General features: G+C 53.5%; 12 protein-coding genes and 1 tRNA gene. 9 read left to right on the forward strand and 4 right to left on the reverse strand.

Annotated features, from left to right (window positions below; genetic code table 11):
* Nucleotides 1-186 precede the first annotated feature (186 nt).
* A complete protein-coding gene (gene sdhE, locus J9880_RS11465; RefSeq protein WP_095925209.1) occupies nucleotides 187-453 on the forward strand; it encodes an FAD assembly factor SdhE in 267 nt (88 codons plus the stop codon).
* The gene (locus J9880_RS11470; protein ID WP_232769347.1) at nucleotides 434-886 is read left to right on the forward strand and encodes a protein YgfX; all 453 of its coding nucleotides are present in this window, start codon (nucleotides 434-436) and stop codon (nucleotides 884-886) included. Before sdhE ends, J9880_RS11470 begins: the two co-directional genes overlap by 20 nt.
* Nucleotides 887-922: 36 nt before the next feature.
* Here J9880_RS11470 and fldB read toward each other — a convergent pair whose 3' ends face one another.
* Entirely contained in the window at nucleotides 923-1,441 is a 519-nt protein-coding gene (fldB, locus tag J9880_RS11475) for a flavodoxin FldB (protein ID WP_095923361.1), read from the reverse strand.
* Between the two features lie 99 nt (nucleotides 1,442-1,540).
* Between fldB and xerD the strand changes: the two genes are divergently transcribed.
* From xerD to J9880_RS11505, 6 genes are all read left to right on the forward strand, one after another.
* Complete coding sequence (gene xerD / locus J9880_RS11480) at nucleotides 1,541-2,500, forward strand: site-specific tyrosine recombinase XerD (RefSeq protein WP_095923359.1); 960 nt, start codon at nucleotides 1,541-1,543, stop codon at nucleotides 2,498-2,500.
* A 25-nt stretch (nucleotides 2,501-2,525) separates the two neighbouring features.
* Nucleotides 2,526-3,245, forward strand: coding sequence for a bifunctional protein-disulfide isomerase/oxidoreductase DsbC (gene dsbC, locus J9880_RS11485; RefSeq protein WP_095923357.1), 720 nt, complete (start codon nucleotides 2,526-2,528; stop codon nucleotides 3,243-3,245).
* A 6-nt stretch (nucleotides 3,246-3,251) separates the two neighbouring features.
* Nucleotides 3,252-4,985, forward strand: coding sequence for a single-stranded-DNA-specific exonuclease RecJ (gene recJ / locus J9880_RS11490; protein ID WP_095923355.1), 1,734 nt, complete (start codon nucleotides 3,252-3,254; stop codon nucleotides 4,983-4,985).
* A gap of 130 nt (nucleotides 4,986-5,115) precedes the next feature.
* Nucleotides 5,116-6,214, forward strand: a protein-coding gene (gene prfB, locus J9880_RS11495) for a peptide chain release factor 2 (RefSeq protein WP_015696003.1) whose coding sequence is annotated in 2 segments (ribosomal slippage) — nucleotides 5,116-5,190 and nucleotides 5,192-6,214 — 1,098 coding nt in all. Because the reading frame shifts where the segments join, the coding sequence is not laid out codon by codon here.
* A gap of 9 nt (nucleotides 6,215-6,223) precedes the next feature.
* Entirely contained in the window at nucleotides 6,224-7,753 is a 1,530-nt protein-coding gene (lysS, locus tag J9880_RS11500) for a lysine--tRNA ligase (protein WP_095923353.1), read from the forward strand.
* 150 nt (nucleotides 7,754-7,903) lie between these two features.
* Nucleotides 7,904-7,977, forward strand: a tRNA-Gly gene (locus J9880_RS11505).
* A gap of 658 nt (nucleotides 7,978-8,635) precedes the next feature.
* Here the strand turns inward: J9880_RS11505 and argG are convergent.
* A complete protein-coding gene (argG, locus tag J9880_RS11510; RefSeq protein ID WP_112290320.1) occupies nucleotides 8,636-9,997 on the reverse strand; it encodes an argininosuccinate synthase in 1,362 nt (453 codons plus the stop codon).
* Between the two features lie 194 nt (nucleotides 9,998-10,191).
* Entirely contained in the window at nucleotides 10,192-10,668 is a 477-nt protein-coding gene (locus J9880_RS11515) for an Lrp/AsnC family transcriptional regulator (protein ID WP_232769348.1), read from the reverse strand.
* A gap of 133 nt (nucleotides 10,669-10,801) precedes the next feature.
* On the opposite strand from J9880_RS11515, the gene J9880_RS11520 reads away from it, so the two are divergent.
* A complete protein-coding gene (locus J9880_RS11520; RefSeq protein WP_232769349.1) occupies nucleotides 10,802-11,218 on the forward strand; it encodes a DUF2000 domain-containing protein in 417 nt (138 codons plus the stop codon).
* A gap of 64 nt (nucleotides 11,219-11,282) precedes the next feature.
* On the opposite strand, the gene J9880_RS11525 is transcribed toward J9880_RS11520, so the two are convergent.
* Nucleotides 11,283-12,467 carry a sugar transporter gene (locus tag J9880_RS11525; protein ID WP_095923304.1) on the reverse strand — a complete coding sequence of 395 codons (1,185 nt, stop codon included), beginning with the start codon at nucleotides 12,465-12,467 and terminating at the stop codon, nucleotides 11,283-11,285.
* Between the last annotated feature and the right edge of the window lie 159 nt (nucleotides 12,468-12,626).

Here is a 12,626-nt window from a genome sequence, read left to right on the forward strand (position 1 = left end):
TTCCAGAGAATGTCAGGCAGGCAACAGGTTTGCATCAGGTTTTCCGGCACATCACGTAGATTGACAAATCAGGGCACTGAAAAGTTACGTGCAGGCGCAACGGGCTGTTAGAATCGCTTTCTATATAAAAGAATTCTCATTCTGTATCCCAAAAAGAAGAGTCTCGTTATGGAAAGCAAAAACCCACTGGATATTAATAATCGATCACGCGTTCACTGGGCATGCCGTCGCGGCATGCGCGAGCTGGATATCTCCATCATGCCGTTCTTCGAATACGAATATGATTCGCTGAGCGAGACCGACAAAGAAGTCTTTGTGCGTCTTCTGACCTGCGATGATCCTGATTTATTCAACTGGCTGATGAACCACGGCGAGCCGAAAGACAGCGAATTGCAGCGCATGGTTGCACTCATTCAGACACGAAACAAAGCCCGTGGCCCTGTGGCGATGTGATCTCAGGGTGTCCTGGCGCAGTCAGCTGATTTCACTGGGAAGTTATGGTGCAGTGATGTTGCTGATTTTGCTGGCACCCTGGCCTGCAGGTTACTGGCCGGTATGGATGACGCTGCTGTTGCTGGTGCTGTTTGAATGCATCCGCAGCCAGCGGCGTATTACGGCGCGCACCGGCGAAATTATTCTGCTGGAGGATCACCGTCTGTTATGGCGCGGTCATGAATGGCAGATTAAACAGCCCGTGTGGATGATAAGCAGTGGCGTGCTGCTTTCCCTGCGTCGTGAAAAACGCAAAGGCGGGCTGGCACAGGCGATGCGCAGTTCAAGGCAGCGGTTATGGCTGGCATCGGACAGCATGAGTCTGGAAGAGTGGCGGCGGTTGCGGCAGATTTTGCTCAGTAACTTGCCCGACAGCCCGGTCAGACCGGGCTGAGGTACTGTCATTTTTGACGGTTCTGAAAGGCAGGCGTTACAGCAGGGCGTCCATTTCCAGCAGGATTTGTTCACACCACTGTTGCAGGCGTTCTTCGGTGAGATCGAACTGATTCACATCGTCGAGCGCCAGGCCGACAAAATGTTTGCCATCGGCGCTCAGTGGTTTCGGGCTGGTAAATTCAAAGCCTTCTGTCGGCCAGAAACCGATGAAGCGTACGCCAAGGGGCACCAGCTGATGATAAAGCATGCCGAGCGCGTCGAGGAACCATTCGCCGTAGCCGAGCTGGTCGCCCATACCATACATGGCCACGATTTTGCCGCGTAATTTCAGCGTCGGAAGCTGATTCCAGACCGCTTCCCAGTCTTCCTGGATTTCGCCAAAATCCCATGTCGGGATGCCGAGGATCAGGATGCTGTAGTCTTCCATTCTGTCGGGATCAACATCTTTAATGTTGTGCAAATCGACCAGTTCTTCGCCCAAAATATCGCGGATTTTTTCCGCCGCCATTTCGGTGTAACAGGTGCTGGAACCGTAGAAAAGTCCAATCTTCATACTTGCTGCCATAACGTTATCAGAATACGAATGGCAGGCAGTGTAGCAGATTTGGGCGCATGAAAGGCATAATGGCCGTCGTGAGTAAGAGGAGTCGGAATGCCAAAACAAGACAATGTGAGCCCTCAGGATGTTACGCCTGAGCAGGTGACACAAGCGGTTAACGAGGCCGATCAGAGCCTCACCGAGCAGTTTCTCGATATGCTCTGGATCGAGCGCAATCTCGCGGAAAATACGTTGTCGTCTTACCGTCAGGATCTGAAATCCCTGCTGGGCTGGCTGCATCACAACAACACGGATCTGCTGCAGGTCAGCGCCGAAGACTTACAGTCTTTCCTCTCCGAACGGATTGAAGGCGGATACAAGGCAACCAGTTCTGCGCGGTTGCTCAGCGCCATGCGTCGTCTCTTTCAGTACATGAACCGCGAATCCGTACGTCAGGACGACCCGACCGCGTTGCTGTCTTCCCCAAAACTCCCGCAGCGTCTGCCCAAAGATCTCAGTGAGGCACAGGTTGACGCCTTACTGGCCTCGCCGAGCGTCGATGTGCCGCTTGAACTGCGGGATAAAGCCATGCTCGAACTGCTGTACGCCACCGGTTTGCGGGTTTCCGAACTGGTCGGGCTGACGCTCAGCGATCTCAGTCTGCGGCAGGGTGTGGTACGGGTTATCGGTAAAGGTAACAAAGAGCGGCTGGTGCCGATGGGCGAAGAAGCGGTGTACTGGATCGAAAATTATTTCGAACACGGCAGGCCGTGGCTGCTTAACGGTCAGTCACTGGATATCGTGTTTCCCAGCAACCGGGCGCAGCAAATGACACGCCAGACGTTCTGGCATCGCATCAAACACTATGCGATCCTTGCGGGCATTGATGCGGAACGCTTGTCCCCCCACGTTCTGCGCCACGCTTTCGCAACCCACTTATTGAATCACGGTGCGGATCTGCGCGTCGTGCAAATGTTGTTAGGTCACAGTGACTTATCGACAACACAAATCTATACCCATGTAGCGACCGAACGACTCAAACTGCTACATCAACAACATCATCCCCGTGCGTAATGTGCCGGAGAAAAAGGACGACATGATGAAAAAAGGTTTAATGCTGCTGACACTTCTGGCTGCGTGTATGAGCTCCGCGGTCCATGCTGACGAAGCCGCAATCAAAGCCACGCTGGGTAAACTGGGCATGAGCAGTGCCGGGATCCAGCCTACGCCGGTAACCGGGCTGAGTGCGGTATCGACCGACAGCGGCACAATCTATATCACCGACGACGGTAAACATATTTTGCAGGGCCCGCTGTATGACGTCAGCGGTAATCATCCGGTGAATGTCACCAACAAAGCCCTGGTGAAAAAGATGGATGCGCTGCAAAGCGAGATGATCATCTATAAAGCCAAAAACGAAAAACACGTGATTACCGTGTTTACTGATATCACCTGCGGTTATTGCCACAAGTTACATCAGCAGATGCAGGACTATAACGATCTCGGCATTACTGTGCGTTATCTGGCGTTCCCGCGTCAGGGGCTGAATTCCAAAACCGAGAAAGACATGCAGTCGATCTGGTGTACGGGCAACCGCAAGACCAGTTTTGATGCGGCAATGCGTGGCGATGACATCACGCCTGCGACCTGCAAAACCAGTGATATTGCGAAACACTTTGAGCTGGGCGTTCAGTTCGGGGTGACAGGTACTCCGGCCATCGTGCTGGAAGACGGAACGTTGATCCCTGGTTATCAGCCGCCAAAAGAAATGGCCGCTATGCTCGACCAGCAGGATCCTTCACATAAAACCGGTGGTTGATTTTTCGTGACCTTGCAGACTCAACTTCGCCGCCGTGAGGCGGCGACTGGCGTGGATCTTCCCGCCGAACTCTCCCCGCTGTTACGCCGCCTGTATCTCGCCCGTGGTGTGACCCAAAGTCAGGAGCTGGAGCGCGGCGTGCGCGGCATGCTGCCGTATCAGCAGCTCGATGGCATCGATACCGCCGTCGCCTTGCTGCAAAAAGCGCTGGCTGATCGTCTGCGGATTATTATCGTCGGCGATTTTGATGCCGATGGCGCAACCAGTACCGCGCTGACGCTGCTGTCGTTACGCAGCATGGGCTGCGGGAATCTGGATTATCTGGTACCGAACCGTTTTGAAGACGGCTATGGCCTCAGCCCGGAAGTCGTCGAACAGGCGGCGTCGCGCGGTGCGGAGCTGATCCTCACCGTTGATAACGGCATTTCTTCCCACGCGGGCGTGACACTTGCCCACGAAAAAGGCATTCAGGTGCTGGTCACCGATCACCACTTACCGGGCGAAACATTGCCGGATGCCGAAGCGATCATTAACCCGAATCTGGTCGGCTGCGAGTTTCCCTCCAAATCGCTGGCGGGTGTTGGCGTGGCGTTTTACCTGATGCTGGCGCTGCGCAGTGCACTGCGTGAAAGTGGCTGGTTTGAGCAAAACGGCCTGGCGATCCCCAATCTGGCGGAACATCTGGATCTGGTGGCGCTCGGCACGGTGGCGGACGTCGTACCGCTCGATGCCAATAACCGCATCATGGTGTATCAGGGGCTGAACCGCATCCGTGCCGGAAAATGCCGGGCGGGGATCCGCGCGCTCCTTGAAGTGGCAGGGCGCGAAGCCCGCACGCTGTGTGCCAGTGACCTGGGTTTTGCGCTCGGACCACGGCTGAATGCTGCCGGACGCCTCGATGATATGTCGGTCGGTGTCGCGCTGTTACTCAGCGAAGACATCGGACAGGCGCGCGCGCTGGCCAGTGATCTGGATGCGCTGAATCAGACCCGCCGCGAGATAGAGCAGGGCATGCAGGTCGAAGCGCTGGCGTTGTGTGACAAGCTGGAGCGCAGCACTGACGCACTGCCGTTCGGGCTGGCGATGTACCATCCGGAATGGCATCAGGGCGTGGTCGGCATTCTGGCATCACGCCTGAAAGAACGGTTTAACCGGCCGGTCATTGCGTTCGCACCGGCAGGGGACGGCATTCTGAAAGGTTCCGGCCGTTCGATTGCCGGTTTGCATATGCGCGATGCGCTGGAGCGTCTCGATACGCTCAATCCCGGTCTGATGATGAAGTTTGGTGGTCATGCGATGGCCGCCGGTTTGTCGCTGGAAGAAAGTAAATTCGACGAGTTTCGCGACAAGTTCGCCGGGCTGGTCGGCGAATGGCTGGATCCTTCCCATCTGGAAGGGGTGGTCTGGTCGGACGGCGAGCTTTCCGCCCGTGAGCTGACGATTGATACCGCGGAGATGCTGCGCGACGGCGGTCCGTGGGGACAGGCGTTCCCGGAACCGACGTTTGACGGTACGTTCCGCATCCTGCAACAAAAGCTGCTGAAAGAGCGTCATCTCAAGCTGATGATTGAGCCTGTCGGCGGCGGCCCGTTGCTCGACGGCATTGCCTTTAATATCGATCCGACGTTCTGGCCGGACAGCAGCATCCGCGAAGTGCAGCTTGCTTACCGGCTGGATATCAATGAATTTCGGGGAAATCGTAGCGTTCAGCTGATCATCGAACATTTATGGCCGAAATAAGCGATTTTCGCCCGCAATAAACCCTGCAAAAAAACGGCTCCTTGCTATAAAAAGACCGCTAATTCCGTTAGAATCGGCGGTTCGAATGGCATTGGGCCAACTCCGAATCTAACGTAAGACGCGAAAAATCATGTTTGAAATTAATCCGGTTAAAAACCGCATTCAGGACCTGTCCGAGCGGACAGTCGTTCTTCGGGGGTATCTTTGACTATGATGCCAAGAAAGAACGCCTCGAAGAAGTAAACGCCGAGCTGGAACAGCCGGACGTCTGGAACGAGCCAGAACGCGCACAGGCGCTGGGCAAAGAACGTTCCTCACTGGAAGCTATCGTTGAAACCATCGATGAGTTGTTGCAGGGCGCGGAAGATGTGACCGGCCTGCTGGAACTGGCTGTTGAAGCCGATGATGAAGACACCTTCAACGAAACGGTTGCCGAACTCGATGTTCTGACCGCCAAACTGGAACAGCTGGAATTCCGTCGCATGTTCTCCGGCGAATACGACAGCGCGAGCTGCTACCTCGACATTCAGGCCGGTTCCGGTGGTACGGAAGCGCAGGACTGGGCGAGCATGCTGCTGCGTATGTATTTGCGCTGGGCAGAAGCCAAGGGTTTCAAAACTGAAGTGATCGAAGAGTCTGACGGTGAAGTCGCAGGGCTTAAATCTGCCACCATCAAGATCATCGGTGATTATGCATTCGGCTGGCTGCGTACAGAAACCGGCGTTCACCGCCTGGTGCGTAAAAGCCCGTTCGATTCCGGCGGCCGTCGCCATACGTCTTTCAGTTCCGCGTTTGTGTATCCGGAAGTGGATGACGATATCGAAATCGAAATTAACCCTGCCGACCTGCGTATCGACGTATACCGCGCGTCCGGTGCGGGTGGTCAGCACGTCAACAAAACGGAATCTGCGGTACGTATTACCCACCTTCCGACCAACATTGTGACCCAGTGTCAGAACGACCGCTCCCAGCATAAAAACAAAGATCAGGCCATGAAGCAGATGCGTGCGAAGCTTTATGAGTATGAGATGCAAAAGAAAAATGCGGACAAACAGCAGCTGGAAGACAACAAGTCTGACATCGGCTGGGGCAGCCAGATTCGTTCATACGTGCTGGACGATTCCCGTATCAAAGATTTACGCACGGGTGTCGAAACGCGAAATACGCAGGCCGTACTGGATGGCGACCTGGATAAATTCATTGAGGCAAGTTTGAAAGCCGGGTTATGAGGAACCAAAATGTCTGAGCAACAACCAGCAGCGCAAAGCGCAGAAAACGTACCAGATCTTAACAACGAGCTGAAATCTCGTCGTGAGAAGCTGGCTTTACTGCGTGAATCCGGTATCGCTTTCCCTAACGATTTCCGTCGTGACAGCATCTCTGATGAATTGCATGCGAAATATGGCGAAAAGACCAACGAAGAACTGGAAGCATTAAACATCGAAGTCACCGTGGGTGGCCGTATGATGACCCGCCGTATCATGGGCAAGGCGTCTTTCGTCACCCTGCAGGATGTCGGCGGCCGTATCCAGCTTTACGTTGCGCGTGATGACCTCGCGGAAGGCATCTACAACGAGCAATTCAAAAAATGGGATCTGGGCGATATCCTGGGTGCGACCGGTAAACTGTTCAAAACCAAGACCGGCGAACTGTCGATCCATTGTTCTGAACTGCGTCTGCTGACCAAAGCGCTGCGTCCGTTGCCGGACAAATTCCACGGCCTGCAGGATCAGGAAGCGCGTTACCGTCAGCGTTACCTCGACCTGATCGCTAACGAAGACTCCCGTAAAACCTTCAAGATCCGTTCTCAGATCATGTCGGGTATCCGCAGCTTCATGGTGGAAAACGGCTTCATCGAAGTCGAAACCCCGATGATGCAGGTGATCCCTGGTGGCGCAGCGGCACGTCCGTTCATTACTCACCATAATGCGCTCGACATCGACATGTACCTGCGTATCGCGCCGGAACTGTATCTGAAACGTCTGGTTGTTGGCGGCTTCGATCGCGTATTCGAAATCAACCGTAACTTCCGTAACGAAGGCGTTTCTCCGCGTCACAACCCAGAGTTCACCATGATGGAACTCTACATGGCGTACGCGGATTACAAAGACCTGATCGTTCTGACCGAAACCCTGTTCCGCACCCTGACGGAGTCCGTTCTGGGCAGCAGCGTTGTGCAGTACGGCGAGCAGACTTTCGATTTCGGCAAGCCTTTCGCCAAACTGACCATGCGTGAAGCGATCTGCAAATACCGTCCGGAAACCAACGTCGCTGATCTCGACGATCTGGCTAAAGCGACCGCTATCGCAGAATCTATCGGTATCAACATCGAGAAGAGCTGGGGTCTGGGCCGTATCGTGACTGAAATCTTCGAAGAAACTGCAGAAGCACAGCTGATCCAGCCAACCTTCATTACTGAGTACCCGGCAGAAGTTTCTCCGCTGGCGCGCCGTAATGACGAGAACCCTGAAATCACTGACCGTTTCGAATTCTTCATCGGTGGCCGTGAAATCGGTAACGGCTTCTCCGAGCTGAACGATGCAGAAGACCAGGCACAGCGTTTTGCTGATCAGGTTTCTGCGAAAGATGCAGGCGACGACGAAGCGATGTTCTATGACGAAGACTACGTGACAGCGCTGGAACACGGCCTGCCACCGACTGCCGGTCTGGGCATTGGTATCGACCGTATGGTTATGCTGTTCACCAACAGCCACACCATCCGCGACGTTATCCTGTTCCCGGCAATGCGTCCGCAGACACAGAAATAAGTTTCCTCAGAAACAACAAAAGGGCGCTCCGGCGCCCTTTTTCATGCTGCAGATCACGCCACATGCTAACTGCTTAAAACTCCAGCGCTTATCCGCAATCACGCCTTGCTCCGCCGTCGTAACCGGTTATAATGCCAGTCGCACACCGATGCGGGTGTAGTTCAATGGTAGAACGGCAGCTTCCCAAGCTGCATACGAGGGTTCGATTCCCTTCACCCGCTCCAAAAGCTTCTTCCTCAAATCTGTTCACTACTCTCAAAAATCCACTACCTACTCTCTTTTATTCGTATTTCCTGTACGACGTTTCTGCATGTCTAAATTTCGAACTCAAAAGTTAAAAAACGATGCAAATCAGCTCCATCCCCTGCGAAGGGGAGGGTTGGGGTGGGGTATTAAGGTCAGATCGCAATGCGGAAATATCGACTATTTTAGGGTTTGCTAAACCCCCTCCCAGCCTCCCCCTTCGCAGGGGGAGGAGCACGCCTGCAATCCCTGTAGATCATTGCAATTCATTGAATTTATATATAATTATTACATCAATTCCGTTCTTATCCACTTGGTTTAGTCATATTTCCTGTACGTCGTTTCTGCACATTTAAATTTTTGAATCAAAAACTAAAAGTCGATGCAAATCAGCTGCCTATACTGCGCAGGGAGAGAAGAAACATGAAGGCTTTCAAGCACGGTTGCCGCGTAAGAATTCGGCCAGCTCCCTCCCCTGCGGAGGGGAGGGTTGGGGTGGGGTATTAAGGTCAGATCGCAATGCGGAAATATCGACTATTTTATGATTTGCTAAACCCCCTCCCAGCCTCCCCCTTCGCAGGGGGAGGAGCAAGGAACGGATCCATGCAAGTTCTAGCAAATGGTTTACACCAACAGCAATTACTTATTCTTTACCTGCAATCCGCGCGGCAGATTGTTGTTATCCACCTGCGGTAAACCGGTAGAGGCAGAAGAAGTCAGCAAGCCTGTCTCAACGTAGTTTTGCAGCTTCTCACGGGTATCGGTGATATCCAGGTTACGCATGGTCAGCTGACCAATACGGTCATCCGGTGAGAACACGGAATCGCCTTTTTCCATGGTCAGACGTTCTGGTTTGTAGGTCAGGTTCTCAGACACGGTATTCATGATGGTGTAGTCGTTGCCGCGACGCAGTTCCAGTGTCACTTCACCGGTGATTTCGCTGGCGACCCAACGCTGAGCGGAGTCACGCAGCATCAGAGCCTGAGGATCAAACCAACGGCCCTGATACAGCAGACGACCCAGCACGCGGCCGTTCGCATGGTATTGCTCGATGGTGTCTTCGTTGTGAATACCGGTCAGCAGACGCTCGTAAGCGATGTGCAGCAGCGCCATTCCCGGGGCTTCGTAGATGCCACGGCTTTTGGCCTCGATAATACGGTTTTCAATCTGATCGCTCATGCCCAGACCGTGACGGCCACCGATGCGGTTGGCTTCCATCATCAGCTCAACGCTGTCGTCAAAGGTCACGCCGTTCAGTGCAACCGGATAACCGCGTTCAAAACGGACAACCACTTCTTCCGCTTTCACGACCACATTCTCGTCCCAGAATTTCACGCCCATAATCGGATTAACGATTTTGACGCCGGAATCGAGGAACTCCAGATCTTTGGCTTCGTGCGTCGCGCCCAGCATGTTGGAGTCTGTGGAGTAGGCTTTCTCAGTCGACATTTTGTAGTCGAAACCGGACTGAATCATAAACTCGGACATCTCATGACGGCCGCCGAGTTCATCGATAAAGTCGGTATCCAGCCACGGTTTATAAATTTTCAGTTCAGCATTGGTCAGCAGGCCGTAACGATAGAAACGCTCGATATCGTTACCTTTGTACGTGCTGCCGTCACCCCAGATATTCACGCCGTCTTCTTTCATCGCGGCAACCAGCATAGTACCGGTGACGGCACGACCCAGCGGGGTGGTGTTGAAGTAAGTGACACCTGCGGTGGTGTTATGGAACGCGCCACACTGAATAGCAGCAATCCCTTCGGCAACCAGTTGCTTGCGGCAATCGATCAGGCGAGCTTTCTCTGCACCGTACTCCATCGCTTTACGCGGAATGGCATCGTAATCTTCTTCATCAGGCTGACCCAGGTTGGCCGTGTAGGCATAAGGGATAGCGCCTTTTTTCTGCATCCACAGCAGTGCTGCGCTGGTGTCCAGACCGCCGGAGAAAGCGATACCCACACGCTGATTGATAGGAAGGTGCTTGAGAATAGTTGTCATCGGTTAAATCCTGTATGAATTGGGTCTGTCTGCTAAAGGTTTCAATGCCTATATTGATATCGCAAAACCGGCGTCGGGTAAAAGACATTTTGCATATTTATGTAAATTTTATCGCATAACTATCTACTTGTCATGTTGGCCAGGAAGTGTTTTATTCAACATCGTTCAGCATTTTGCCATACCCTCGAATGTCCTTAAATCCCCTCCAGCGGCAACACATCCAGCGGTTTCACTTCCCGAAGCACAAACGAAGTCTGCATCTCTTTAATGCCCGGTAAACGCCGCACCACTTCCATCGCGAAGCTGGAAAAACTGTCGAGATCTTTTGTGACCACCTGCAACATAAAATCCGCGTCACCGGCAATCGCGTAACAGGCAATCACCGGAGGCAGAGCGCCGACTTCCTGCTCGAAACGTTGCGCATCTTCCTCGCTGTGGCTGTCGATTTTTACCCGGATAAACGCCAGCAGCCCCAGCCCGATTTTCTTCCGGTCGATGTTTGCCTGATAACCGGTGATCACGCCGCTGTCTTCCAGCTGTTTCATGCGCCGCCAGCAGGGTGAGGCTGCCATGCCCACTTTTTCCGCCAGCTCCTGATTGGTCATTCTGCCTGATTTCTGAAGTTGTTTAAGAATGCGAAGGTCTGCCGGTGAAATTTCAGCTACGGACATAATCTGCCTTATATGTGTGATTTTCAGAAAGGAATAACCAGATTAGGGCATTTTACCGCGCAAAAAGAAAGCACCTTCCAGCGGCCGGCCGCTATCATTTTTGTCATCAATAATGATGAAAAGGGCGTACAAAATGGCAGACAACCTGCGGGTGGCAATTATCCTCAACGCGGAGCTTCCACCGGGATTACTGGCGAACACGGCTGGCGTAATTGGCATCGGATTAGCAGCAAAATTTCCGATGCTGGCTGGCAGTTCACTGACGGATGCAAAGGGCGTCACGACCGATACTATCTCTAAAACTCCGCTGCCCGTTCTGCAGGCAACGCCGGATCACATTAAGGCGCTGATGTTTAAGGCGCTGGACGCAGCAGGCGAGCGCAGCGTGGTGCCGTTCCCGGCATTTGCGCGCACGATGCATCAGTTTGAGCAATACGAAATGACGTTTCCGCTGCGGGATTTATACGATGAAGTACTCGATGGCGTGGGTCTGGTCGGGCCGGAAAAATGGATTAAATCACTGACCGGAAATCTGAAGTTATTGCGCTAATCAATTGAACATACAGGCATAAAAAAACCGGCAGATATGCCGGTTTTCTTTTCACATTCAGGTGTCAGTTCGTCACCTTCAGCTGCGGATAGCGTTTGAAAATCGTCAGACACCACACGAAGGCCACGCAGCCAATCAGGCCACCGGCGTAACCGACGTGGCTCATTTCAAGATGCAGACTCACCTGATTACCGATCAGCGCGCCCGCGCCGATACCGATGTTATAGATGCCGGACAGCAGCGCCATTGAGACGTCAGTAGCGTCTGTCGCCAGCGCCAGTACACGCACCTGCAGTGCCAGGCCGATAATCATCATTGCCAGCCCCCAGATCACACAAAGGACTGAAATAGCGACCGGATTCATCACCGCCACAAATAACAGCAACATGCTGAGGGTGACCAGCAGGATCGGGCCGCTGAGCATCGCCGCCGGGAAGCGGTTGCCGAGCACGCTGAACGCAATGCTGCCGAGGATGCCCGCGCCGCCGAAAATCAGCAGCAGGAAGGTGGTGAAGTTTTCACCCATACTGGCGACGGTCTGGATAAACGGCTCGATGTAGCTGTATGCCGTATAGTGAGCGGTCACTATCAGTGCAGTCAGCAGATACATGCCGACCAGCGCCGGACGACGGAACAGCATCGGCACGCTTTTCAGTGAACCCGTATGTTCACTCGGTAACGGTGGCAGCAGTTTGATCAGGCAAATCAGCGTCAGCAGCGCAACGATGCCGATGCTCATAAAGGTGGTGCGCCAGCCAAGATACTGGCCGATCAGGCGACCGAGCGGTAAACCGAGCACCATCGCCAGCGCGGTGCCGGTGGCTAACATACTGAGCGCCTGCGTTTTTTTACCGGCAGGGGCGACGCGGATGGCCAGCGACGCGGTAATTGACCAGAAAATCGCATGGGCGAGGGCGATACCGACGCGCGAGGCGACCAGACTCCAGAAATCCCAGGCCACAACCGAAAGAATATGGCTGGCGATGAATATCACAAAGATGACGATCAGTAACCGTTTTCGCTCAACATTGCGGGTCAGCAGCATCAGCGGCAGTGACATCAGCGCCACTACCCAGGCGTAGATGGTCAGCATCAGCCCGACCTGTGCGGTCTTCATGTTGAAACTGGCGGCGATATCGGAAAGTAATCCGACGGGCACGAATTCAGTGGTGTTGAAGATGAACGCGGCAATAGCCATCATCACAACGCGGAGCCATGCTGTCCTGCGCGAAACGGTATCTGATTGCATTGAAATTTATGACTTATAAGAATGATGTTGGGATCAGACATCTGTCGGGCAGACGTCTGTTGAGGGCATAGTGTGTTTTATTTGTTCGAAAAATGGAACAGAAAACTGGCCTAACAGATAAATGTTTCGGCGACAATTTTAGTGATGGAAACTGAGAAG

This window comes from Rahnella victoriana (assembly GCF_021276285.1).
Classification (GTDB): Bacteria; Pseudomonadota; Gammaproteobacteria; order Enterobacterales; family Enterobacteriaceae; genus Rahnella; species Rahnella victoriana.

Excerpts from the sequence above, each read along its gene's own strand:
- fldB (WP_095923361.1), bottom strand. The coding sequence starts at position 1,441 with ATGAAGATTGGACTTTTCTACGGTTCCAGCACCTGTTACACCGAAATG.
- xerD (WP_095923359.1), top strand. The coding sequence starts at position 1,541 with ATGCCAAAACAAGACAATGTGAGCCCTCAGGATGTTACGCCTGAGCAG.
- dsbC (WP_095923357.1), top strand. The coding sequence starts at position 2,526 with ATGAAAAAAGGTTTAATGCTGCTGACACTTCTGGCTGCGTGTATGAGC.
- lysS (WP_095923353.1), top strand. The coding sequence starts at position 6,224 with ATGTCTGAGCAACAACCAGCAGCGCAAAGCGCAGAAAACGTACCAGAT.
- argG (WP_112290320.1), bottom strand. The coding sequence starts at position 9,997 with ATGACAACTATTCTCAAGCACCTTCCTATCAATCAGCGTGTGGGTATC.
- J9880_RS11515 (WP_232769348.1), bottom strand. The coding sequence starts at position 10,668 with ATGTCCGTAGCTGAAATTTCACCGGCAGACCTTCGCATTCTTAAACAA.
- J9880_RS11520 (WP_232769349.1), top strand. The coding sequence starts at position 10,802 with ATGGCAGACAACCTGCGGGTGGCAATTATCCTCAACGCGGAGCTTCCA.
- J9880_RS11525 (WP_095923304.1), bottom strand. The coding sequence starts at position 12,467 with ATGCAATCAGATACCGTTTCGCGCAGGACAGCATGGCTCCGCGTTGTG.